Origin of the sequence: Legionella clemsonensis, assembly GCF_002240035.1 — a bacterium.
In the GTDB taxonomy this organism is placed as follows: domain Bacteria; phylum Pseudomonadota; class Gammaproteobacteria; order Legionellales; family Legionellaceae; genus Tatlockia; species Tatlockia clemsonensis.
This window is the reverse complement of sequence record NZ_CP016397.1, coordinates 2,535,779-2,560,895: the sequence shown is the minus strand read 5'-3', so window position 1 is coordinate 2,560,895 and position 25,117 is coordinate 2,535,779. Positions and strand designations below refer to the sequence as shown.

Below are 25,117 nucleotides of genomic sequence, written 5' to 3'. Positions count from 1 at the left end.
ACATTTAATTTTCGACAGCAATTTTCTTTTTTCTGGCGGATTGGTAGCGTGCCTGCATTTCCACGTCAATGTAACGGTCTGTAGTCGCACTTGAGCTGTGGCCAGCATCGTCACGAACATGCTCACGAGGGCGAGTTTTTACATCTTCTGAAATACCGGTATGCCTTAGCCAATGCACCGTAGCTGCCATTAAATTATCGGCTTCTTCCATACGATTATTGCGGCGTAAATTTTCAACAGCCAAGTCAAAGCAACGTTGTACCAAACGCCTTATTGGTGCAGTATCGCTCATGGGACCTGTTCCGCGAATTTTGGGAATAAGGGGTGTATTGTCCGCTGGAGAGGGTAAAGGGGTTAATCCTAAAAATTGACGCCAACGTATTAAACTTGCCAGCATTGCTTCACTCACAGCAATTTGTCTTTCTTTATTGCCTTTGCCTACAGTAGTAAACCACCAGTGACCATTCGAATCTTTGGCAAAATCATTCATCGTAGGAATCCAGCGCTCACTTGCAGCTAACTCGGAAATTCGTAAATACATGCCAAAAAGCAGACTAAGAATAAAGCGTGTGCGTTCGTGCTTTTCCGGATTTTCCTGCGCCAATTTGTCTGCTGCCTCCAAAACTGCATCCCACTGATTTAAACTTAAGCGGCGAACAGGCGCATTACCCTGGCGCTTACGCACAAATTTACTTTTTTGACGGATTAAAGCCACCGGATTGGCTACCAGATACTCTTCGGCAATTAAAAAATTAAAGAAAGTGCTGAGAATGGCAAATACTTCCTGAATAGCGCCTTGCGATAAACTGAAATTTTCAACGGAAGGAGAGGCCCCTTGTTTTCTTGCCGATTTGCTCACACTGGCTACAAACGGACGCCAATTTTCATTCGGCTGACGTCTCCCTTCTTTTTCAATAAAACGAGGTACTTTTTTTAAACCTATCCAGGTTTGTGGTGGATTTTGGCAAAAATGTACAAATTGCTCAATATCATCACGCTTTAACTCACAAAGGGTTACTTTTTTTATATGCCAGCACCACTGCAGCAAACGTTCGGCTTCTCGACGATAACTGTTAAATGTTCCAAGACTGCCTACATAACTTTTTAAAAAATTTAAGCTTAAGTTGAAGTCTTGTTGAAAGCGTGAATCCGGCAGAATAACATTTTCTGCATTTTTGTGAAGATAATTGATGTTGTCAAAAATAGGTAATAACCGAGACTTCATAGCTCATTAGAAATAAAACAACGAGTTTTTATGCTATCTAAAAAAAAATAAAGCAGCAATAAATAATCGTTGGCTCAGGGCAAGATTAATTATGAATTAGTTAAACATCATTATGTTGCACAAGTTACCATCAGCTTGAGCAAAGAGATCCCCAACAGATAATATCCCGCGCTTTGAACGAAGATTCTTCGCTTTGCTCTGGTGACGCCTTATTGTTTAATTTAGTTAAAATACGATTTGCTTGTCGTTCGGGTAGCATTTAACAAGCCAGATTAATTTATCTGCTATACTAGGCAAGTACGTTATGCTCTGGATATCTATATTTAGATAATAATCTTTGGTGAAAATTAATTGCCTGGGGTTATTGACCTCCAGCACTGCTACGAGTATTATATGCGCTCTGTCCTTGAGGACGGGTTAAAACGGGGTGTAGCGCAGCCTGGTAGCGCGTCTGCTTTGGGAGCAGAATGTCGGGGGTTCGAATCCCTCCACCCCGACCAAGTTTTAATTTGCGCCCGTAGCTCATCTGGATAGAGCATCGGCCTTCTAAGCCGAGGGTAGCAGGTTCGAATCCTGCCGGGCGTGCCAGCCGTGTGCAGAATTCCTTTAGATTAGTGTATAATTATGGTGAGCGTAGCTCAGTTGGTAGAGCCCCGGGTTGTGATCCCGGTTGTCGTGGGTTCGAGTCCCATCGTTCACCCCATATTCATCCTATCCAAAGTACACTTAAGATTCTTACTGATAGAAACAATGTATTTTTAGGATAATAATAGCCATCTACGCTTAAGATTCACTCTGAGTCTTTACAATGATGGCTTACTGTTTGATAATTCCACCCTGTTTTGCGAAAGTGGCGGAACTGGTAGACGCGCTGGATTTAGGTTCCAGTGGGGCAACCCGTGAGAGTTCGAGTCTCTCCTTTCGCACCATTTCATGACAATTTCCAAGAGGTGACTTAGATGCAAGTTTCTGTTGAGACCTTGAAAGGTTTGGAACGTAAAGTAACAGTTTCGGTACCGACCGAAAAAGTAGAGGAAGAGGTGAGCCTGCGTCTCAAAAGTCTTGCTCGCAAAGTAAAGGTTGATGGTTTTCGTCCTGGCAAAGTGCCCATGCATGTGGTTAAAAGTCGTTTTTCTGAGAGTGTTCGCGAAGATGTTGCCAGAGAAATGGTGCAGTCTACGTTATATGAAGCACTGCAAGATAAAAAATTAGTACCAGCTGGCTCACCACGAGTAGAACCCGAGCAAGTTGAATCTGGTAAAGATTTTGTTTATAGCGCTGTCTTTGAAGTATTTCCTGAAATTAATGTCGTTGAACTTGATAATGATGAAGTTGAAGTGATTAAGGCTCAAGTCACTGATAAAGATGTTGATGCGATGATTGAAAAATTACGTGAGCAGGCTAAAGAATGGTCAGAAGTTTCACGTGCTGTGGCTAATGGTGATAAGGCTGTTATTGATTTCCAGGGCTTCCTGGACGACAAGGCTTTTGAAGGTGGTAGCGCTGAAGGGTATGAAATTGTTGTTGGCTCGGGCGCCATGATTCCAGGTTTTGAAGAGGGATTGGTAGGTGCTAAACAGGGCAAGCCTTTTGAAATTAAGGTTACTTTCCCTGAGGATTATGGTCATAAGGATTTAGCTGGCAAAGAAGCAACCTTCAAAATCACTGTACAAAAAGTGTTGGAAGGCAAATTACCCGAATTGGATGATGCTTTTGCGGAAAAATTTAATATTAAGGAAGGTGGCATTGAGGCGTTGAAGAAAGATATCAGGGAAAACATGGAGCGCGAATTAGAACGTCGTGTTAGCGCTATGAATCGCGAGAAAATTTTTGATAAATTGTTGGCTGTGAATCCATTTGATTTGCCGAACTCTCTCGTTGAGCAAGAAATAGGGCATTTGAAGCATGAAATGTATCATCGACTTTTTGGTCATGAACATTCAGATAATGAACAAATCCCTGATTTCCCGCGGGAATTATTTGAAGAACAAGCCAAGCGTCGTGTGCATTTGGGATTACTCTTTTCTGAATACGTTAAGAAGCATGAACTTGTAGCGGATAAAGCCCGAGTGGATGCTATGATTGATAAATTCGCCAGTGCTTACGAAAAACCGGAAGAGCTCCGTTCCTGGTATCAAAGCAGTAAAGAACGTCTCGGTGAAATCGAAGCGTTGGTGATGGAAGAAATGGTTGCTGAGAAAATCAGCGAAAACGCCACACTGGTTGATAAAAAAATGAATTATGAGGATGTAATGAATCCTAAGAAAGAGACCGAAAAAGAGGGAGCGTAGAGTATGGCAGCCTATTCAGAGAACTTGATAAGAAATGCCAGCGGTTTGGTGCCTATGGTTATTGAGCAAACCTCCCGTGGTGAACGCTCTTATGACATTTACTCAAGGCTTTTGAAAGAACGTATCATTTTTTTGCTGGGTGAAGTTGAAGATCACATGGCTAATCTGGTTGTAGCGCAGCTATTATTTTTAGAGTCAGAAAACCCGGATAAGGATATCTCGCTCTACATTAACTCCCCAGGAGGCGTAGTAACAGCAGGCTTGGCTATTTATGATACAATGCAATTTATCAAGCCGGATGTGAGTACCTTATGTATTGGTCAGGCAGCAAGTGCAGCAGCACTTTTGCTTTGTGCTGGCGCAGAAGGTAAGCGTTTCTGCCTGCCAAATTCTCGAGTGATGATTCATCAACCCTTAGGAGGTTATCGAGGGCAGGCTACTGATATTGAGATTCATGCGCGTGAGACTTTGGCGGTTCGTGAACGTCTTAATAACATTATGGCAACTCATACTAAAAAAACGCCTGATCAAATCATGCGCGATACAGAGCGAGATAATTTTATGAGTGCCCAACAGGCTGTTGAATATGGTTTGGTGGATAAGGTTCTTTCCAGCCGCGATACATTAGCTGAATTCAAATAAATTTACCTCGCCAGTTATTTTCTCGATAACTGGCAGTTTTTATTTGGTGTTATTTTTTCAATTGTCTAAAATTTTACTAAGGCTTGTGCTTAAGTTGCAATAACAGGGAAAATGAAAAAATTGGAGCAAGGATAGTCGAAACAAGTAGGCTATACTATTGAGTCAGTTCCTGTTCCAGCTAAATTTTCTCCATTAATATCTTGAAGACTTTAAGGACAAATCTTCCAGATTACCAATTTTTTTGGTAACAGTAAGAAAGGGGTTTGTAGATGAGTAAAACCGGTAACGGCGATGGTGATAAAATCTTGTATTGTTCGTTCTGTGGAAAGAGCCAGCATGAGGTAAAAAAATTAATTGCAGGTCCTTCTGTATTTGTTTGCGATGAATGTGTTGAGCTTTGTAATGACATTATTCGTGAAGAAACTCAGGAAACCCAGGAGGAAGCTGAGACCCGTTTACCTACACCTAAAGAAATCGCCAATTTTTTAGATGAATATGTGATTGGACAGCCTTACGCAAAAAAAGTGTTGTCTGTGGCTGTATATAACCATTATAAACGGTTGCACCATAAAACTGAGGATGGCATCGAACTGGGTAAAAGCAATATTTTACTTATTGGGCCTACAGGTAGTGGTAAAACCTTGCTGGCACAAACACTGGCCAGAATTTTAAATGTACCTTTTGCCATGGCTGATGCCACCACATTAACCGAAGCGGGTTATGTGGGTGAAGACGTCGAAAATATTATCCAGAAATTATTACAAAAATGTGATTACGACGTTGATAAAGCCCAGCAAGGGATCGTTTATATTGACGAAATTGATAAAATTTCGCGTAAATCTGATAATCCCTCTATTACGCGTGATGTGTCTGGTGAAGGAGTACAACAGGCATTGCTTAAATTAATAGAAGGAACCATTGCCTCTGTTCCCCCACAAGGTGGTCGCAAACATCCGCAACAAGAGTTTTTGCAAGTGGATACGTCAAATATTCTATTTATTTGCGGTGGTGCTTTTGCAGGTCTTGATAAGGTTATCCGTGAGCGCAGTGATAAATCGGGGATTGGCTTTTCTGCGCAATTGAAAAATAAGAAAGATGGCCAGGATATGGAGAAGGTATTGAGTGCTCTTGAATCGGAAGATTTGGTTAAATACGGTCTTATTCCTGAGTTTGTAGGACGTTTACCCGTGGTGACTACTCTACATGAACTTAATGAAGATGCCTTAATCGATATTCTCACCAAACCAAAAAATGCTCTGACTAAACAGTTTCACGCGCTATTTAAAATGGAAGGTGTAGAGCTTGAGTTTCGCGAGGAAGCGCTGCACTTAATTGCCAAAAAAGCTCTGGATAGAAAAATTGGTGCTCGTGGTTTACGTGCTATTCTTGAAAATATACTTTTAGACACCATGTATGAATTACCTTCAATGGAAGGTGTTAATAAAGTGGTTATTGATGAAAATGTAATCAACAACACTGGCAAACCTATTCTTATCTATGAAGGTGATGAAAGCAAACAATCTGCTGCTGGTGGACGAGAATAAGACATAATGTGGCAGCACTGTTCTGTAAATTTGGCTACACTTTTGCAGGACAGTTCAGGTTTCTATTTTGTAAGGTGCGGACAAAATTTCAACTAAGGCGGCTGTGCTTTTTCTCATAGGATTATCGTTTAAATAAGGGCTTATTATGTCTAGCGAAAGCGAAAATGAAATCATGCCAAATAAAAATGAAGAAGTGACGTCACTGTTACCTGTTTTACCGCTGCGGGATGTAGTTGTTTATCCGCATATGGTCATTCCTTTATTTGTAGGCCGGGAAAAATCCATTAAAGCTCTGGAAGCATCCATGGTGGATAATAAACAGATTTTTCTGGTTGCTCAAAAAAAATCTTCTCATGATGATCCCGGACCGGAAGATATCTATACAGTTGGTACTGTATCGAGTGTCTTGCAATTACTTAAATTACCTGATGGTACCGTCAAAGTTCTTGTAGAGGGTGAACGACGGGCAAAAGCGAAAGAATATGTTCAGGAAAGAGGTTTTTTGGAAGCTACTCTGGAAGACGTTGAGGAGATTGATGAGCAGATACAGCAGCAGGAAATTGAAATTCTGATGCGCTCTCTTATGTCTCAATTTGAGCAGTATATAAAACTTAATAAAAAAATTCCGCCTGAAGTATTAAGTTCTTTAGCCACTATTGAAGAGCCAGGACGACTGGCAGATACCATCGCTGCTCATTTATCGTTAAAAGTGGAAGATAAGCAAGAATTACTTGAGAGTCTCGATGTTGGCGCACGTCTTGAGCGTTTAATGGCTGCAATAGAAGGAGAAATTGATCTACTTCATGTTGAAAAACGGGTGCGTGGTCGCGTAAAGCGTCAAATGGAGAAGAGCCAGCGCGAATATTATCTTAACGAACAAATGAAGGCGATCCAGAAAGAGCTTGGGGATTTAAGCGAGGAAGGAAATGAGCTCGAGCAACTGGAGGCTTCAATCAATAAGGCAGGAATGCCCAAAGAAGCGAAGGAAAAAGCGCTATCTGAGCTGCATAAATTGAAAATGATGTCACCCATGTCGGCTGAAGCAACCGTTATTCGCAATTATTTGGATTGGATGCTAACAGTCCCCTGGAAAAGAAAAAATAAAATTCAATTTGATTTAAGTAAAGCGGAACGTTTGCTTGATAAAGAACATTATGGTCTGGAAAAAGTCAAGGAACGTATTCTGGAATACTTGGCAGTGCAACAACGGGTAAAACGATTAAAAGGTCCCATTCTATGTTTGGTCGGACCTCCCGGGGTGGGTAAAACCTCATTGGGCCAATCCATTGCCAATGCAACCGGACGTACTTTTATTCGTATCGCTCTAGGTGGTGTGCGGGATGAGGCAGAAATTCGTGGGCATCGACGTACCTATATTGGTTCAATGCCAGGAAAGATAATTCAAAAACTATGTAAAGCGGGTGTTAAAAATCCTCTCATCATGTTGGATGAGGTAGATAAAATGGCAATGGATTTTCGTGGTGATCCTGCTTCAGCGTTACTTGAAGTTCTGGATCCCGAGCAAAATCACACCTTCAGTGATCATTATCTGGAAGTCGATTATGATTTAAGCGATGTGATGTTTATTGCTACAGCGAATTCGTTGGAGATTCCTGCACCGTTGCTTGACCGTATGGAAGTAATACGTTTGCCAGGATATACCGAGGATGAAAAAATACATATAGCAGAAAGTTATTTGATACCAAAGCAGTTAGTATTGAATGGTTTGAAACCTGAGGAAATTAATATCGTTGAAAGTGCTGTTCGTGAAATTATTCGTCACTACACACGCGAGGCAGGTGTACGTAATCTCGAAAGGGATATTGCCAGTATCTGCCGTAAAGTAGTAAAAGAAATTTTAACGGGTAAACGCGTCAAAAAAGTAACAGTAACGCGCAATAATATTGAAAAATATTTGGGTGTTAAAAAATTCCGTTATGGTCTTGCCGAAGAGTTTGATCAGGTAGGGCAGGTTACAGGTCTAGCCTGGACCAGTGTAGGTGGAGAACTTCTGACAATTGAAGCCTCCATGATGCCTGGTAAAGGTAAAACAACCCATACTGGGCAGCTGGGTGAAGTGATGCAAGAATCTATTCATGCAGCAATGACAGTGGTGAGGAGCCGCGCCAAGTCTCTTGAATTGTCTGAAGACTTTTATGATAAGAATGATTTCCATGTGCATGTCCCCGAAGGCGCAACTCCCAAAGATGGTCCCAGTGCTGGTATAGGAATGTGTACAGCTTTAGTTTCTGTATTAACACAAATTCCCGTACGTGCAGATGTGGCTATGACAGGGGAAATTACGCTACGAGGGCAAGTTCTTCCTATTGGTGGACTTAAGGAAAAATTATTGGCAGCACATCGTGGTGGAATTAAACACGTTATCATTCCCGAGGAAAATCGTAAAGACCTTGAAGAGATTCCTGATAACGTCCTAAGGAAGTTGACAATTCATCCAGTTAAGACAATTGAAGAAGTTCTCGAACTGGCCTTGCAGCGTAGTCCGGTCAAAAATGAAGCAACTTCTGGGCACTCTGAAATAATTCCGAGCAAAAATGCAAAAAAAATTAAAAATAAGGATTTACATGCCCATTAATACCGGGTATATTTCACTCCGTTGCCCGCTACTGGCGGGCAATGCAAGGATGTGATTGCTTGACTGGGGCTGATGATTTTGATTTAATCGCCACGGGTAAGGAAAGAATAACTGATAGGGGAAAAGATGAATAAGAGCGAATTGATTGAAGCTATTGCAAATGGTTCAGGCGTAACTAAAGCAGACGCTAGTCGAGTTCTCGATACTTTTATGACTACCGTGACCGACGCTTTAAGAAGTGGTGATCAAGTTGTATTGCCAGGTTTCGGTTCTTTTTCCACTGGTAATCGTTCTGCGCGTACTGGTAGAAATCCGCAGACAGGTGAAACCATCGAAATCAAAGCTTCAAGAGTAGCCAAGTTTAAAGCTGGTAAATCACTGAAAGAGGCTGTACAAGAAGCGTAAGTTTTTTGGGTGCTTAGCTCAGCTGGGAGAGCATCGCCCTTACAAGGCGAGGGTCGCAGGTTCGATCCCTGCAGCACCCACCAAGAATTGGAGTGGTAGTTCAGTTGGTTAGAATACCGGCCTGTCACGCCGGGGGTCGCGGGTTCGAGCCCCGTCCACTCCGCCAGATTAACGCGCCGTATGGCGCGTTTTTTTTACCAGTTATATAACTGGGTCTGAGTTTCTTTTGCGAATTACCCAATTTATGGAACATCAAACATGTTGCAGAAGCTGAACGAACGCATACAAGGGCTTGTAGCCTGGATAGTCATTATTCTTATTGCTGTTACTTTCACACTTTTTGGCGTTGACTATTACATGCAATCGCATCAGGTCTCAAATGGGGTAGTGGAGGTAAACGGGCAATCAATTTCAGCTCAGGCTTTTGAGGTTAATTATCGCAGGGCTCGTCAGCAACGTGATGCTGCCCAAATGACAGCTGCTACTGAAAAAGCACTAAAAAAAGAAGTTCTGGAAGACATGATACTTAATGAAGTTTCTGTTCAGGCTGCCAGAGCCAACGGTTTTGAAGTAAGTGTCGAACAGGCGAATGCGGCAATTCTTAGCATCCCTCAGTTTCAGGAAGATGGTCATTTTTCCGCGGAGCGCTATCAACAAGCTCTTAGTGGTGCCATGTTTACTCCGGAGTCCTTTCAAAAAGAAGTCAGACAAGGAATGTTGCTTAACCAGCAGCGTTTTGCATTTATAGGCAGTGCTTTTGCCTTACCCAATGAAATAAAGCGTTTTGTAAAGCTTTATATGCAAACGCGAGATTATGAGTATTTACAAATCCCAATCTCTTTGTTCATGAAAAATATTCAGGTGTCTGATGAAGCCATTAATACTTACTATCAGAAACACCAGAACGAGTTTATTGCGCCGGAAAAAGTCTCTATAGAATATGTTCGTTTATCCATGCAACAGTTACGAGATCACATTAAAATTAGTGATGATGAGCTGAAGCGTTATTATGATGAAAATCAAAGCAGTTTTTTAACACCTGCTCAGTGGCAAGTGGCTCAAATTCTTTTTGCTGTACCTGAAGATGCCTCTTCTGAAGCAGAAGAACAGATCAAGCAGAAAGCAGATGAAGCTTATCAATATTTACAAAATAATCCTGCTCAATTTGAAGAATGGGCAAGAACAAAATCTGACGACAAATTGGCTGCAATGAATAACGGGGTTCTCCCCTGGATGGTTGCTGGCCATAGCGAATTTGACAAAGCGTTAGCCGGTTTAACCACTAAAGATCAAATTTCACCCCCCATCAAATCATCACATGGTTATGTAATTTTTAAATTGTTGAATTACAAGCCTGCGACTGTAAGACCTCTTGAAGAAGTACAGGCTGAAATAAAAGAACAATTAATGGGTGAACTTGCCCAGGCTAAATATGCGCAAGCACTTGAGCAGCTGAGTGATTTAAGTTATCAATCCCCTGATTCATTGCAGCCTGTAGCAGAGACTTTAAAGTTAACTATTGAAAAAACACCACCATTCTCACGACGAGGTGGTAATGAAGAGTTAACTAGAAATAAAGACGTGGTAAATGCGGCTTTTAGTCATGATGTTTTAGAGTTGGGTAATAACAGTGAACCTATTCAGCTTGATAATGACAGCGTTGTGGTCTTACGTGTAAATCAACATTTCCCTGCTGCACAAAAGCCTTTGGCTGAAGTTAAGGGTTATATTGCCAAGAAACTGGCCACAAGAAACGCGGAACAGCTCGCTAAAAAGTTGGGTACAACGCTCTTATCAACAAAAGCAGATACAGAAGCACAAGAAAAATTATTGCAAGCCAATCAATTGCAATGGCATCAGGTCGAGCAAGCTACAAGAGATACTGATAAAGCGGATGCAGCAGTCAATGATTTGGCTTTTAGTTTGGCCCGCACGAATAGTCAGACGGGGCGCAGTGTAAAAAATGGCGATTTTGTTATCGTTCGTTTGAAAAAAATCAGCAATGGCCAGTTTAAATTGTTGGATAAGGAACAGCAGGCTAGTATTGCTCAGCAAATTGAATCTAGCTACGGAGTGATGGATTACGACCTTTATGTAAATAGTCTATTGAGCAAGGCAACGATCGATAGGCATTAAACCAGGGGGAGTAATGACTAAAAAATTCACCGATAACCTGTTGGCGACGTTATATTTAAAAATTTCCAGCAGATATAGGGAATTGAGTGAAGATAAACTTCACCCGAATACTCAGGAAATTTACTGGTCTATGGTCCACGAATTGAATTACGAACTTAATAGTCCAGTAAGTAGACTGCATGAACTTGCGGAAGAAGAAAAATTTAAAGTATTTGCAGTTTTAAATACCTTTTTTACTTCCCTTAATAGTTATCCCTCTCAAGTCCCATTTAATTATGTATTTGCTCCCCAGCCAATAATTATTCACGAGAGTAGATGGCATCATCATTCTTGTTATTGTCCACATAATGATGTTTTATTTACCTGGTTAATGCTGGACTCAATTTCTCATCGCCATGGACGATGGTCTGGGGTCAGTAATCATCATCGTCACTCCAGTAAGAAAAAGGAAGATCTTGTACTAATACTGTTGGTGGTAGCGATGGTCATCGCTGTGGCGGCAGCTTTTGTTGCAGCTTACTATTTACTAAGAGAGCTTTTGGATAATCTGGAACGTATTTCGTTTAATGAAGGTTGGCTACAAGCGGTTGTGAATTTATCAAGTGCTATTGGTAGTATGGCTGTTACAGGTTTATTTGCGTCCCTATTTGCTTCAGCACCTCTTGCTGCATTTGCGTTAGCTGCTGGTATTACTAATCCTGTAGGTGTTGTCGTGCTTGGCGTGATTTGCTTGTCGCTTTTAGGAGGGGCATTAGGGTGCTTTATTACCAATCAAATTCAAAATTATGTGATTAAAGAGGCTAATAAGGATGCATTGGATCCTTTGGATCCCCATCGTTACGGATTGACACTTGAGCAGGAGCAGCATTTAATTAGAAACAACTTTGATCTGATTAAAGTAAAATGTGCCATTGTTGCCTTACATGAACAAATTGGTAAAGAAATGCCGCCTCGTCTGCATCGCATTTTCTCAGATAGTGACGGAAAACAGGCACTTTTAGATAAAATTAGAAATTTACGCAGTGGTCAGGCCGGGTATTTAATTACTGTAGGTACTGGAGCCAATCAACTACATTTTAACTTGCGACTCCCATCAATACCTGTTCAACCTGTTGAAGAGATCAATCCCTCGGTAAATTCTTCTGAAGGATATCATGATTATCCTGAGCCTTCAGCTCCCCCAGCTTATGATTAATTATTAAACTCCGGATTACTTTGTTTCGCTTATAATAAAGTAATTCAAAGGCAACTCAGTGTGGTGCAAGCAGCAAAATAATTTTTCTAGCAGGATTGTTAATTGAGTGATAAATCGTTTAAAATTTAAGCACTAAAATACAGTACAAGTCATAAAATGAAAACTACCTGCCGCATTGGCTATTTTCTTTTCCTCGCGTTGAGCCTAAGTTTTGTTTGTCAGGCTGGTTGGGGGCACAGGCATTACCATCATCACCGCAATCCCTATGTCTATCCTCCTGGAGGGTATTATGACAGAGGCTGGTATCCTGGTTGGGGTCCTAATGTGATTATCAATGTACCTGCTCCACCTCCAGTTTATGTGCCGCCACCAGTATATGTACCGCAGTATATTCCGCGCTGTGAAGTTGTTGAGGTGTGTAGTCCTGATGAATGCTGGTTACAACAGGAATGTCAGTAACGTGTGTGAGAGGCGTTTCCTCTGCCGTGCTTTAATCCTTTGGTTTATTATTTCCTTGTGGTAGGCTTAAGGCCATTAGTCTATCTGACTTTTCTATGAGTTTAAAAACAAATGTTCAAGTTTTCAAATTTGACACCCTCTCAACAAGGGATGGTGTGTTTTGCTTTACTAACAGCTTTTTTTATCCTTGCGCGTTTGTTTTTATGTAATGCCACACTTGGTCTGGATGAGGCAGAACAAATTGTTTTTGCTCAGAAATTATCTGCAGGGTATCCTTCACAGCCTCCGCTCTATACCTGGTTGCAATATATGCTCTTTCAGGGTCTAGGAGTCAGTTTATTAAGTATTGCTCTCTTAAAATACAGTCTTTTGTTTCTTAGTGTCTATATTTATCATCAAATCTGTCATCTCTATATAAAAGATTCATTGCTGACATGGTGCGCTACCCTTTCCTGGACATTAATTCCCAATATCAGCTATGATTTGCTCCCACACCGCACGCATGCCATTTTAGCCTTATTGGCAGCCTGTTTAACCTGGTATTGGCTGATTAAGCCCTCTCAAGCAAGCAAATGGCATTGGTCACTCATTTTTGGTTTTATTGTAAGTATAGGGCTTTTGTCAAAGTTTAATTACTTACTATTTTTGGCAGGGCTTATTTTAACCGCATTATCCGTTAAAGAGTATCGCCATAAATTGTTAGATTGGCCTATTCTCATTACAATTGTTGCAGCATTGTTGCTGACAAGCCCATATTGGTTCTGGTTGGTGAATAATCTAAAAACCGGTTTGTACTCCTCTTATAAATTAGCTATTCCAGGAAAAAGTCAATGGCATGGTATAGTGCGGCTGTTTGAAGTGTCCGCTTGTTTTGCCATACCATTGATTGTAATTCGTCTTTTTTTTCCTGTTGCATACCAGCGTCGCAAAGTTACTTCTCAAAATCAACTCTTATGGCGCTATCACCTAATAGTTCTTCCTTTTCTGCTGGTGGTTGTTATCAGTGCAGGGATTCACAATGTGAAAACCCATTGGGTGCTTCCTCTCTTTTTTCTCACACCACTTTGGCTATTTACGCTGGTTGATCAATATAATTATTCCAGCCTCTATGCCAAGCGTTTTTTAGGATTATGTGTGGTAGTTCAGCTGGCCTTCATAAGCTTATGGATACTTCGCACCCCTTATCTTGCTCAATTTCCCCTAAAAGATGTTGTTAAAGAGATAAAACAAGAGCGTCATTCGATATCAGCCATTGTATCTGATTCTCACTGGTTGCTGGGCAGTTTAATGTTATTGTTACCGAAGAGTGATGGGATTTTAATGCATGCAGCGAAGCCCATTACCTTACCAGGAGGAGATTTATTATTCATTTGGGAAGGAGAGCAAAGGCCATGGTGGATGAGTAATCTCGCTGCAGTAAGCTCTCAACCGATGAGTGAGGCAGTGATTACGCGCAACGATAAAGCCGCCATCAGCCATTTATACCGTGTAGACTTAGCAGTCTGAGAGCATGTATTACTTATGTGGAGAAAATCAAGGAAGCTGGTGTTGTTCTTTTAACGCCTTAATACTGTGACGTATTAAGGCGATTAACCAGGTTACACCTTCATCATATTGGCTCTTGCTATGGGTTACCAGGTAAATGGGAGTAGGCTCCAGATTAAATGGTAAGGGTTGCATGCCTAACGAAAACCTTTCAGAAAAAATATTAATTAGAAATTTTGGTGCAGTAGAAATGACAGTATCTGAATGTGCGACAGCAAAAATAGCGGGTAGGATATTGTTTACAAAAAATACGTCATTACGGATCATCTTTCTTTTTAGCAAATAGTCTGCTGAGTGGCTGAATCGCTCTTCATTAAAACTAAAAGCAATGTGTTTATTGGTTAAATAATCTTTCAGTGATAAAGGTTTTTTAATAATAGCATTCTTCTTGCTGGCAAAGCAGATTATTTCTTCTTCATACAATTTTTCGGTCTGGAGGTGTGGAGACAGGGTATCTTCATCAATAGCGCCTATTGCCACATCCACATTATTCTCAATAAACAACAAGGGATCATCGGCCATTGCTCTGATGGTTGTTTCAACAACCATGTAAGAATATTGTTCAAGGGAAGTCATTAATGCAGGAAGAAGAATTAACTCTACATAATCGGGTAAAGCAATTTTAAATGTTCTTCTAGATGTAAAAGGGTCAAATTTTTCTTTGGGTTGCAGAATGTTACTTAAACTTAACATAACCTCTTCTAATTGAGGCTGTAATTCCTTCGCTTTGGAAGAAAGAAGGTATTGCCCCTTCCCGGGAATTAACAGAGGATCCTGAAACAGATCTCTAAGTTGCTTTAAAGAAGAACTCATTGCAGGCTGACTAATAAAAACCTTGGCGGCAGCAGCACTGACGTTTTTTTCTTTGAGTAAAGCGTCTAAATGCAGCATTAAATTTAAATTGATTTTTTTGAAGGAAGTCACTTTTCTCTCACCCTAAAGTCTGCTTTTTGATTTTAGCATACATTCTTTTTATACCTGGCATACAAATAAAATATTTTATATATAACCATATTGATTAGATAATGACCTGCATGTATTAATTTTAACTGGAGCAAAAATGAAAGAAAAAGGAATGAGCGCACGGAAAAGTCTCTCGGTGCTTGATTCTAATCAATTAAACGCTGCAAGGGCAAATGAGATTTGGCAACGAAGTGAGCCTATTCAGGGTACCCTTGCCGAGACCTACATGGTGAAGACCAGAAAAATTCCTGCAGCGTCTCTTGAACTAATGAATATTCGCAGTTATCAGGGAGAGATTGGGCTAAAAGCTTATGACCAAAACCCTCCTCACAAGGACTACGTATTAATCCCGGTCTATGATTTTAAGAATGCTATGGTTGGTATTCACTTCATTCAGGTGAATAGCCATGGAGAAAAAGCAACTAAAGCGACTAATCCCAAATTCTATGCCAAAGGCTATCTAGGCAGTTATTCAAAATTCCACTCCAAAGATGCGGCTGTCCTGCAAATGACGCATGACTTAAGAATGGTGTTTATCGCCGAAGGAGTTGAAACTGCCGCTAGTATTGCTGCCATACCAGAATTAAGTAACCGTTTTAGTATTTTAGCAGGATTAGGTGTAGACAGGCTCACTCAAACCCTGGGTTATGTGCAAACTCATTTCCCACCCAATTGTATCGTGGTTTTACTCAAGGATAATGATGGTAAACATGCCAAATCTAATCGGGCCTTTAATATCGCGAAGGAGGCTTATGAAAATGCGGGGTATCCAATTAAAATTTTGGAGCCTTCAGCAAGGAATGATTGGAATTATGTTTTGCAGTTTGATGGTTTAGAAGCCTTGCAATCAGAGGTTTTGGAAAAATTGCAACTTGAGAAAGCATTAGCTGGATTAGATTCTGCAGTGTTTGAGAAAAGAAGAGATCAATTTCAAAAAATGTATTATGCCATTTGCAGGGCAGAAAAACTGGCAGAAAAAAAAGCACTTATGTCACTTTTAAAGGCTGCAATTGAAGAAATTCTATTGATTAATGAAAAAATTCCTGCGTTGAAAGATCCACAGGCATTAATAAAAAATATGGATTTGGTATTAACTGCTCTCGGTATTATCGAAAGATGTATTCCATCAACCCCCATTGAAACGGCAACTTTCCCTGAAATTCCCTCTCTGAATCAACAATTAGAGGCGCTGAAACATATTGGGGAAAATAAGAAAGCAGCGCTTATGGAAGAGGAAGATATTCCCTCAGATGTAGAGCCTCAGCATGCTCCCAACGGTGATCTTGCCAAAGCTTATCATTATGCGCTATTGGACTATCGTGGTTATCTGCAAAAACAATCACCAGTGTCCGCTTTAACTTCGGATGCTCTTAAAGAGCATTGTCAACGTCATGCATCTAATGAATTTAATTCTTATTATCAGTCATTCATTGATGAAGCTTCCCAGCTTATCAGCGACAATAGAGAGCAAGAAATCTCACAGAGTTTGCTGAAAAAATACAGGGATTTTCGTATGGAATTAATTAATCATTATGATGAGAAAAAATCATTAATCCTGAAAACTTGTTTGCAACAAATAAGGTATGCCACTACAAAGATTGCTCTTTATCTTGATAATCTGCGTTTAGCGAGCCAGGGACAATGGGATAGGCTGAATGTCAAGCAGGCCGAGGTTCTGCAAGCAGCTCAACAACTTCGTGATTTAATGATGGATAATCTGCAAAGTGATGAGCAGGCCCAACGAGAACTTCAAACCTGGTTAAATCAGTTATCTGGATTTAGAGTGGGTGTGGCATTTCATTTTCATTGTCATCTGCTAAATAATAGAACTTCTACTGCAGAGGAATCAGCGACTAAGAGTTGGGGTAAGAAAGTGCTGGATAATGAATTATCAGACCACTCGGTTGAGGGGCGAGTTGAACTGTTGGATGATGATTCTGATGAAGAAGAAAGTTTACATTCCCTTACAGACTGTTTGCTGCATAACGAAGGCATGCCCCAGGATTTACCAACAAAGGTGCAATCGGAAGCAGGGCAGGTTGATGTAGTGAGTGCTACGGAATCTCAAGAAAAAACTATTGCTGATATTACGCAATTAATACTGGAGCCTACACGCAGTGCCTTAGGCCCTCATAATAAAAATAAACGTGATTTTTGCAAGCTGCTTGCCGTTAGTATCTACAAAGAATTTATAGTAGTCGATCCTGTTAATAATACAAGCCAACAATTTGATGGCATCGTTATACGTAATGGTAAACTAACGGTGATAGAACGAAAAGCCAATGATGGAATGGGATGGGCCAGCCAACAAAAGCGATTCTGTCAGAGTAAAATAGATGCCAAGGAGTTGTTTTTAAAGCGCAGGGTTATTGATCTGATTAATAAGCAGCCCCACCCGGAAGATTATATTCTTATCGCAGTCCCTGACGCTGCAAACTTATTGGGTGCTGATTTTACCATGGCGATGAAAAAAGAATTGGTTAAAAATGCAAAATTACTTATTCTTAAAGCCATGAAGCATCTATCGCTAGAGTTTGTTTTAAATCGGCCCCGTCAATTTTCCTATAAAAATTATACCGAGCTGTTTTTTAATAAAAGTTTAATTGAGCATGTGTCAATGAGATTTTCCAGGCGTGGTAAAGGGGACGAAATAATTGCTCATAAACTGATGGACCTGGTGGTTGAAGAAATGACATCCTCAGAGTGTTCTTCTTCAGAAGAGAGTAAACCTGTTTCTTCGTCGAACTAACAAGAAGAGAGTATCCGGATCCCCGCTTAGCGAACATCCGGATACTAATTATGAATTCCTATTTATTCAAGATCAGTCATAGAAACCGCATGATAACCGGCATCCACGTGCACAACCTCTGCTGTAATTCCTGAAGCAAGGTCAGAGCATAAAAAGGCAGCAGCATTACCCACTTCTTCTGCAGTAATATTACGCTTTAAAGGAGTAGTATTGGCATAGACTGACTGCATTTTGCGAAAATCCTTAATGCCTGCGGCTGCCAGTGTTTTAATAGGACCTGCAGAGATAGCATTTACGCGAGTGCCTTTTGGACCCAGACTCGCTGCCAGATAGCGTACAGAGGCCTCCAGACTAGCTTTGGCAATGCCCATCACATTATAGTTGGGAACTGCCTTTTCAGCGCCATAATAACTTAATGTTAAAATAGCGCCCTGAGTGTCTTGCATCATGGGTTGTGCTGCCTTTGCTAAAGCAATCAAGCTATAGGCACTAATGTCGTGGGCAATGCGAAAACCGTCGCGATTCACATGTTCAACAAAATCACCACTGATTTGATCAGCTGGGGCAAAAGCAACGGAATGTATCAGAATATCCAGTTTATCCCAATGACGATTTAATTGTTCAAATGCTGCCTGGATTTCCACATCATTTGCAACGTCGCAAGGGAAAGTTAATGTTGAACTAAATTCAGCTGCCATGGTTTCGACACGACTTTGCAGCTTTTCATTTTGATAAGTAAAGGCAAGTTCTGCACCTTGTTCGTGGAAGGCTTTGGCAATGCCATAGGCAATGGAGCGATTGCTTGCAAGACCAACGATTAATGCTTTTTTTCCAGTTAAAAATCCCACATTACTCTCCTCTAATTGACGTGTTATGAGCTACACTTTGTCCGCTGTGGTCAAATCATTTTTATGTGTTGCAAGTAATTCACGCATTTTTGCCTGAATCATATCAATAGCAATGCGATTCTCGCCACCACGGGGTACAATAATGTCTGCATAGCGACTGGATGGTTCAATGAATTGAAAATACATGGGTCTTACTGTCGTTTCATACTGGTGCACAACGGATTCAAAGGAGCGATGGCGCTCAACAACATCACGTTTCAAACGGCGTGTCAGGCAGACATCTAAAGGGGTGGACATAAAAATACGAATATCCATTATTTCCCTTAGTGCTTTGTCGCTAAATAGAAGAATTCCCTCCAGAACAATAATGGCATGCTGACCAATGTGACGTGTTTCCGGCAGACGGATGTGTTTGGAGTGTGAGTAGATTGGAATATCAACAGCTCTTCCCTGTTGCAAATTGCGTAAATGCTCACATAATAGTGCATGATCAAAGGCATCAGGATGATCATAATTAATTTTTTCCCGCTCTGCAAAGGGTAAATGACTATTGTCCTTGTAGTAAGCATCCTCTGATATCACTACGACCTGCTCAGAACCTAATTCATTAACAATGGTATTGGCTAAAAGACTTTTGCCCGATGCTGAGGGACCGGAAATGCCGATAATAATCGCTTTTTTACTCATGATTCAATCATTCAAAATTTTGTGCAAATGGTAAGGGTTTATAAGGATAAATTCAATCCAAAAATACAACAATCCCTTATATGCCGTTCTTGTTGCTTATTATTTATCTTCCCTCCGTCGTTTCAATAGTACATACAATGCGCCACTACCTCCATCACGCCCTAATGCGCTGTGAAAGGCTAAAACATGAGGAAATTGACGCAGCCAATGATTTACCAGGTTTTTAAGAACAGGGGTTTCGCCGTTATGACTGCCTTTTCCATGAATAATTAACAAGCAACGATGCGCCAGAGAATGTTGTTTAATAATAAAATTAATTAATGTTTCTCTAGCAGTCTCAGGTTTTAAACCATGCAGATCTAAACGTGAATCCCATTTAATTTGGCCGTTTTTTAGTTCGCGAAATCTTTTACCAGGAATACTGTGACTGCAGTAAGAAAGCAAGGTATCTGCCTGTACTTCATTAATGTAGTAATCCGATAAATAAATGCCATGATCGGTTTTTGTGTCAGCTAATTTTTGCACTTTGGGTGCAGGTATGCGTAGTTTTTCTGCACTGGTATTAATTTTTTTATTCGGTTGCAGCGGTTTTACTATCCCTGCCATTTTACGAAATAGCACTTTATCTTCTTCGGATAAAAAATCATCAGACATAAACAACTTCTACATTTATAATTCAATAAAATTATAGTCCCTCTTTTAGCTTGGATTAAAGAATATTCTCAATCTCGCTTGTGCTCAGATTGTTTCCTGACTTCCACTTACCTATTTATCGCGTTTGAGCATAGGTAAATGGGGTGTGATAATAGAAGAGACCACGGTATTATATTCAGGACAAACATTCTAAACTCAAGTACAATTTGTGATAATTATAGACACTGCTCTTAAAGTGAGCACTCAAAAGGCGAATAATGATTGAAACCTACAAAACAGAAACTGCTTCATTTGAAACCATCATTGATTTTTTGCGCTTCAGTGTAAGTGAAGCAAGTATTAATAATCTTTATTTTGGGCACGGCACCGACAACGCCTGGGATGACCTGCTGTCATTAATTCTGGAAACCTTACACCTCCCATTGAATATTGATCCTGTTGTTTTTCAAGCCCGCTTAAGTCCAAAAGAAAAAGAAGTAGTGATTAAACAACTGGTACGACGTATTCAAGATAAAGTACCGGTCCCTTATTTAACACATACCGCCTATTTCTGCGAGTTACCTTTTTATGTCGATGAACGGGTATTGATTCCACGTTCACCTATCGCAGAACTTATCAAGCAACAGTTTGCTCCCTGGCTGATTGCAGAACGTGTGCATCGCGTTCTGGATTTGTGTACCGGTAGCGGTTGTATCGCTATTGCTTGCAGTTATGCCTTTCCTGAAGCGACTATTGACGCTGTCGATATTTCTAACGATGCATTGGCTGTAGCTGCCATTAATTGTGAACGTCATGGTGTGCAAGATTCAGTGAATCTTATACAGTCTGATTGCTGGGATAAGGTTCCCCGGGTGCACTACGATTTAATTGTATCCAACCCCCCCTACGTTGGCGCTGAAGAAATGCAAACATTGCCAGCAGAATATAATCATGAGCCCAAGCTTGCCCTGGAAACAGAAAATAATGGATTGGCTATTGTTGAAAAAATTCTGGCAAAAGCCCATGATTATTTAACGGAAGAAGGGATTTTAGTGGTTGAAGTGGGTAATAGTGACCAGGCACTTGAAGAGGAATTTCCTCATGTTCCATTTACTTGGTTGGAATTTGAACACGGTGGTCACGGTGTTTTTCTGTTGACGAAGCAAGCGTTGAAAACTTATTTTTCGCCCCAAGGTAATTAATTCATGAGTGGAAACACGTTTGGTAAATTATTTACAGTCACAAGTTTTGGTGAAAGCCACGGGCCTGCTATTGGTTGTATTGTGGATGGTTGTCCTCCCGGTATGGCATTAACAGCGGAGGCCATTCAACCGTTTCTTGATAAGCGCAAACCTGGTCAATCAAAATATACAACACAACGACGTGAGGAAGATAAGGTAGAAATTCTTTCAGGCGTGTTTGAGGGTATAACCACTGGAACTCCTATTGCTCTTTTAATTAAGAACAGTGATCAGCGTTCCAGCGATTATGATGACATTAAAGAATTGTTTCGCCCTGGTCATGCGGATTTTACTTATTATCATAAATACGGGCATCGTGATTACCGGGGAGGAGGGCGTTCGTCAGCACGGGAAACAGCAGCGCGAGTGGCTGCAGGAGCAATTGCCAGGTTGTATCTGCATCAGAATTTGGGAATTGAGATAAGGGGTTATTTGCAGCAAATGGGGACAATTACTATCGATTTTGTTGATGAGGCTTTTATCGATACAAATCCTTTTTTCTGTCCTAATGAGCATCAGGTTCAAGATTTGGCCAGTACTATTGATCAATTACGTCGCCAAGGTGATTCTATCGGTGCGCGCATCAACGTGAAAGCTCGCAATGTGCCTGTAGGATTAGGTGACCCGGTTTTTGATAAGCTTGATGCCACTTTGGCTTATGCGATGATGTCAATTAATGCGGTTAAAGGCGTGGAAATTGGTGCTGGCTTTAATGCAGTACAACAATTCGGTAGTCAACATCGAGATGAAATGAATAAAGCCGGTTTTTTAAGCAATCATGCAGGAGGAGTTCTTGGCGGTATTTCTACGGGGCAAACCATAGAAGTAAGCATGGCGCTTAAACCTACTTCCAGTATTGTTAAACCAGGCAAGACAGTCAATATACAAGGAGAAGAAGTGCCTGTAGTTACAAAAGGACGTCATGATCCTTGCGTAGGTATTCGCGCAGTTCCCATTGCCGAAGCAATGATGGCTTTGGTATTAATGGATCACTATTTAAGACACAAGGCACAAAATATATAACCAATGATGTCTGTAGGGCATCTCAAAGAGGGCAAGCAATGAATAGACGTTTAAATGTCGCTGTCGTTGGCGCTACTGGAGCTGTCGGTGAAACATTATTAACAGTTCTTGAAGAGCGTGATTTTCCAGTCGATAATCTTTATCCATTAGCAAGTTCGCGTTCTGTGGGTAAAACAGTTACCTTTAATAACACGCAGTTTGATGTTGAGGATTTGGCGGAATTTGATTTTACCAGGGCTGATATTGCGCTTTTTTCAGCAGGTGGTTCTGTTTCTAAAGAGTATGCCCCTAAAGCTGCTGCAGCGGGATGTATCGTTGTGGATAATACCTCTTGCTTTCGCTATGAAGAGGATATTCCTTTGATTGTTCCAGAAGTCAACTCACCTCGTATCAGTGAGTATAAAAAGCGTGGCATTATTGCTAATCCCAATTGTTCAACTATTCAAATGGTTGTAGCACTAAAGCCTTTACATGATACTGTAGGCATTAGTCGTATTAATGTGGCCACTTATCAGGCAGTGTCTGGTACCGGTAAAAAGGCGATTAATGAGCTGATTACTCAAGTTGGTGAGTTACTTAATGGCAGACCCGTTAAGCCATCGGTTTATCCCAAACAGATCGCATTTAATGTGCTGCCTCACATCGATGAATTTCAGGAGAATGGCTATAGTCGTGAAGAAATGAAAATGGTATGGGAAACCAGGAAGATTATGGAGGACGATTCAATTTTGGTTAATCCTACCACAGTTCGGGTGCCGGTGCTTTATGGTCATTCCGAAGCGATTCATTTGGAATTAAAAGCACCAATGACTGCAGCTCAGGCACGTAAACTGTTAAGTAAGGCGCCTGGAGTTAAACTAATTGATGATCTCAATAAGTTACAATACCCTACGCCAATTACGCATGCTATAGGACAGGATGAGGTCTTTGTGGGTCGAATTCGCCAAGATATTTCTCATCCTAATGGGTTAAACTTATGGGTAGTGGCCGATAATATTCGTAAAGGGGCGGCTACCAATGCGGTGCAGATTGCTGAAATTCTGCAGAGAGATTATTTATAATTTATACTAGTTGTTATGCCAGATATAAAAAAACCAGACATTGCTACACCTTCCTGGCCTCCCCGTACTACGGGGAGGACGGGCTCCCTATTGTTTGAAGAAACGCGCTCCATGGAGCGGCAAAGGCGTATTGCTGAACAGCAGCAGCATAGTAAATTGGCGAAGGTACATGCGCGCGAGCATGGTGATGAAGATAATAAACCATCTTCACCAGAAGAGGCTATGGAAAATGGTATTTTACAGCATCCTTATCTGGATTCGCAGCGTAACGACGGCATTGATCCAGGTTTAAATCCTGAACCTCCTTTAAATACAGAGGCTCGTCGTGAATTTGATAATGAGCGGCGTGAGCAGGAAATGGAAAAGCAACTGCGTTTAGGCAATATGCCGAAGATGCGAACAGATCCTCAATTTAGGCCATAGGATTTTTAAATGACCATAGCCAATGACATCATCAGTTGCCGTATGCCTGATTTTGACTTTTATCTGCGTCAAGGTGAATCATTGGATGATATTGATGAATATGGTTTTACGCCGCTTATCGAATGTGCGATTACCAAACAGCCAGAAATTGCCAGACAATTACTTGCTCGCGGTGCCGATGTCAATAAAGCCGATGTAACAGGTCGTTCACCACTTCATTGGGCTGTCGATAATAATGATATGGAAATGTCACGATTGCTATTAGAGCACGGGGCAAATCCAAATGCCTATACCACCTCAGGTTTATCCATATTGGTTTATCCCGTGCTGAGAGGACAAGATTCCCTTAAGCATTTGCTGTATCAACATGGCGCAAAATTGGATTTTGCCTTGGATTTTATTAACGGCAAATTAATGGGACACCGTTTTGAACTGACTGGGGATGTTGATATCGTTAACGCGCAGGGTGAGTTTATTGAACTTGATTATGAAGGGTTCATTTTAGAATTTACTGTCGCTGTTGTGAAAGATTCTTTACGCCGGTTTACGAGTAGCTATTCAACCCGTCATTTTCGCAGCCATTTTCCCTATTTATATCTGATAATGGATGCTTTTGGCGTGGCTGCAGAATTGCTACAGTTTCAGCAACACAATTTGCTAACTGATAAGCACAAAGCACGTTTAGCGCAGTTAGTCGCTTCACCTATGTTAATTTTACCAGCAGCCAGCCGGGGACATGCGCTTGGTTTTGTCCGCTATAATCAATGGTGGGCAAAAATTGACAGAGGGGAAAACAGTCTTAAAGAAGGAAGTGTCAATATTTACTACATTACGCGACCTGAAGTTATCAATCTTAATTTTTTACTGGAATTTCTTTATAAAAAGCAAAGTCGCCGTTATTTCCACGAAGTCATCAATCAAAAATTAGGCTTAAAGCCAATTTTGCAGTTACCAATAAGTTCACAAATTGCAGGTAATTGCTCCTGGGCTAATATTCAAGCAATTGTGCCGGCAGCCTATGCATTGCAGGAATTAAGTGCAATACCGATTGAAGAATTTAATCCAGCTCTAGCCGTTAGTTTGTATGATACCTGGGTAGAGTGGGATCAAGATAGGGCCCTGGATGAATGTATCCATCGATTTTATTTGGCTAACCCAGTTCGCAAGGCCAGTTTTGCCTCCATGCTGGCTGCGGTTCTCTTTCAAGCCTGTGATTACGCGAATCCCCATCACCTTGAGCGTGCAGAAAAAATTCTTACTATTCTGACATTGCCTGATTACTATTATATTCTTTATAGTTACCTGGAAGAATATTGTATCAAGCGATTAACGCGCCGTGGCAATAATTTATTAAAATTACTGGATGATTGTGGCTTTAATCCCAATATTGGTGTCACACCCATTGCTACAGGTTTAAAAGACAGAACTTAATCTGAGCTGAGGCAGTGTTG

At 40.9% G+C, this 25,117-nt stretch carries 20 protein-coding genes and 6 tRNA genes; 21 read left to right on the top strand and 5 right to left on the bottom strand.

Going from position 1 to position 25,117, the window contains the following annotated elements:
• Positions 1-4: 4 nt before the first annotated feature.
• Positions 5-1,225 (bottom strand): tyrosine-type recombinase/integrase, encoded by a 1,221-nt coding sequence (locus clem_RS11225; RefSeq protein WP_094091639.1) that lies wholly within the window; start codon positions 1,223-1,225, stop codon positions 5-7.
• 423 nt (positions 1,226-1,648) lie between these two features.
• Here clem_RS11225 and clem_RS11220 point away from each other — a divergent pair.
• The 15 genes from clem_RS11220 to clem_RS11150 all read left to right on the top strand — a co-directional run bounded on the left by clem_RS11220 (position 1,649) and on the right by clem_RS11150 (position 13,999).
• Positions 1,649-1,725 (top strand) — tRNA-Pro (locus clem_RS11220).
• Between the two features lie 11 nt (positions 1,726-1,736).
• A tRNA-Arg gene (locus clem_RS11215) sits at positions 1,737-1,813 on the top strand.
• Positions 1,814-1,852: 39 nt separating this feature from the next.
• Positions 1,853-1,928, top strand: a tRNA-His gene (locus tag clem_RS11210).
• A 141-nt stretch (positions 1,929-2,069) separates the two neighbouring features.
• A tRNA-Leu gene (locus clem_RS11205) sits at positions 2,070-2,154 on the top strand.
• 30 nt (positions 2,155-2,184) lie between these two features.
• The gene (gene tig / locus clem_RS11200; RefSeq protein ID WP_094091638.1) at positions 2,185-3,516 is read left to right on the top strand and encodes a trigger factor; all 1,332 of its coding nucleotides are present in this window, start codon (positions 2,185-2,187) and stop codon (positions 3,514-3,516) included.
• Positions 3,517-3,519: 3 nt separating this feature from the next.
• Positions 3,520-4,158, top strand: a complete 639-nt coding sequence (clpP, locus tag clem_RS11195) for an ATP-dependent Clp endopeptidase proteolytic subunit ClpP (protein ID WP_094091637.1) — start codon at positions 3,520-3,522, stop codon at positions 4,156-4,158.
• Between the two features lie 269 nt (positions 4,159-4,427).
• Positions 4,428-5,702, top strand: coding sequence for an ATP-dependent Clp protease ATP-binding subunit ClpX (clpX, locus tag clem_RS11190; RefSeq protein WP_094091636.1), 1,275 nt, complete (start codon positions 4,428-4,430; stop codon positions 5,700-5,702).
• 145 nt (positions 5,703-5,847) lie between these two features.
• Positions 5,848-8,298, top strand: a complete 2,451-nt coding sequence (lon, locus tag clem_RS11185; RefSeq protein ID WP_094091635.1) for an endopeptidase La — start codon at positions 5,848-5,850, stop codon at positions 8,296-8,298.
• 126 nt (positions 8,299-8,424) lie between these two features.
• Positions 8,425-8,703: an HU family DNA-binding protein gene (locus tag clem_RS11180; RefSeq protein ID WP_045105272.1), complete on the top strand. Its 279-nt coding sequence runs from the start codon at positions 8,425-8,427 to the stop codon at positions 8,701-8,703.
• A 7-nt stretch (positions 8,704-8,710) separates the two neighbouring features.
• Positions 8,711-8,786: transfer RNA gene (locus clem_RS11175), tRNA-Val, on the top strand.
• A 6-nt stretch (positions 8,787-8,792) separates the two neighbouring features.
• Positions 8,793-8,869, top strand: a tRNA-Asp gene (locus tag clem_RS11170).
• Between the two features lie 92 nt (positions 8,870-8,961).
• Positions 8,962-10,839, top strand: coding sequence for a SurA N-terminal domain-containing protein (locus tag clem_RS11165; protein WP_094091634.1), 1,878 nt, complete (start codon positions 8,962-8,964; stop codon positions 10,837-10,839).
• Positions 10,840-10,852: 13 nt separating this feature from the next.
• Positions 10,853-12,034 (top strand): hypothetical protein, encoded by a 1,182-nt coding sequence (locus clem_RS11160; RefSeq protein WP_094091633.1) that lies wholly within the window; start codon positions 10,853-10,855, stop codon positions 12,032-12,034.
• Between the two features lie 156 nt (positions 12,035-12,190).
• The gene (locus clem_RS11155) at positions 12,191-12,493 is read left to right on the top strand and encodes a hypothetical protein (protein WP_094091632.1); all 303 of its coding nucleotides are present in this window, start codon (positions 12,191-12,193) and stop codon (positions 12,491-12,493) included.
• Positions 12,494-12,604: 111 nt separating this feature from the next.
• The gene (locus clem_RS11150) at positions 12,605-13,999 is read left to right on the top strand and encodes a glycosyltransferase family 39 protein (RefSeq protein WP_094091631.1); all 1,395 of its coding nucleotides are present in this window, start codon (positions 12,605-12,607) and stop codon (positions 13,997-13,999) included.
• Positions 14,000-14,026: 27 nt separating this feature from the next.
• On the opposite strand, the gene lelA is transcribed toward clem_RS11150, so the two are convergent.
• Entirely contained in the window at positions 14,027-14,962 is a 936-nt protein-coding gene (gene lelA / locus clem_RS11145; RefSeq protein ID WP_232505461.1) for a LysR family transcriptional regulator LelA, read from the bottom strand.
• Between the two features lie 136 nt (positions 14,963-15,098).
• On the opposite strand from lelA, the gene clem_RS11140 reads away from it, so the two are divergent.
• Complete coding sequence (locus clem_RS11140; RefSeq protein WP_094091630.1) at positions 15,099-17,750, top strand: toprim domain-containing protein; 2,652 nt, start codon at positions 15,099-15,101, stop codon at positions 17,748-17,750.
• Between the two features lie 62 nt (positions 17,751-17,812).
• Here clem_RS11140 and clem_RS11135 read toward each other — a convergent pair whose 3' ends face one another.
• From clem_RS11135 to clem_RS11125, 3 genes are all read right to left on the bottom strand, one after another.
• Positions 17,813-18,598, bottom strand: coding sequence for an enoyl-ACP reductase FabI (locus tag clem_RS11135; RefSeq protein WP_094091629.1), 786 nt, complete (start codon positions 18,596-18,598; stop codon positions 17,813-17,815).
• A 30-nt stretch (positions 18,599-18,628) separates the two neighbouring features.
• Positions 18,629-19,285, bottom strand: a complete 657-nt coding sequence (udk, locus tag clem_RS11130; protein ID WP_094091628.1) for a uridine kinase — start codon at positions 19,283-19,285, stop codon at positions 18,629-18,631.
• A gap of 99 nt (positions 19,286-19,384) precedes the next feature.
• Positions 19,385-19,939: a Smr/MutS family protein gene (locus tag clem_RS11125; protein WP_094091627.1), complete on the bottom strand. Its 555-nt coding sequence runs from the start codon at positions 19,937-19,939 to the stop codon at positions 19,385-19,387.
• Between the two features lie 257 nt (positions 19,940-20,196).
• Here clem_RS11125 and prmB point away from each other — a divergent pair, with 257 nt between their 5' ends.
• The 5 genes from prmB to ankH are packed head-to-tail and all read left to right on the top strand — an operon-like array spanning position 20,197 to position 25,097.
• Positions 20,197-21,120 (top strand): 50S ribosomal protein L3 N(5)-glutamine methyltransferase, encoded by a 924-nt coding sequence (gene prmB, locus clem_RS11120; RefSeq protein ID WP_094091626.1) that lies wholly within the window; start codon positions 20,197-20,199, stop codon positions 21,118-21,120.
• A gap of 3 nt (positions 21,121-21,123) precedes the next feature.
• Entirely contained in the window at positions 21,124-22,182 is a 1,059-nt protein-coding gene (gene aroC / locus clem_RS11115) for a chorismate synthase (RefSeq protein WP_094091625.1), read from the top strand.
• Between the two features lie 38 nt (positions 22,183-22,220).
• Positions 22,221-23,243 (top strand): aspartate-semialdehyde dehydrogenase, encoded by a 1,023-nt coding sequence (locus tag clem_RS11110; RefSeq protein WP_094091624.1) that lies wholly within the window; start codon positions 22,221-22,223, stop codon positions 23,241-23,243.
• A 15-nt stretch (positions 23,244-23,258) separates the two neighbouring features.
• Entirely contained in the window at positions 23,259-23,666 is a 408-nt protein-coding gene (locus clem_RS11105; protein WP_232505460.1) for a hypothetical protein, read from the top strand.
• A 9-nt stretch (positions 23,667-23,675) separates the two neighbouring features.
• On the top strand, positions 23,676-25,097 hold the full coding sequence (gene ankH / locus clem_RS11100) for a Dot/Icm T4SS effector AnkH/LegA3 (protein WP_094091623.1): 1,422 nt from the start codon (positions 23,676-23,678) through the stop codon (positions 25,095-25,097).
• Positions 25,098-25,117: the final 20 nt, after the last annotated feature.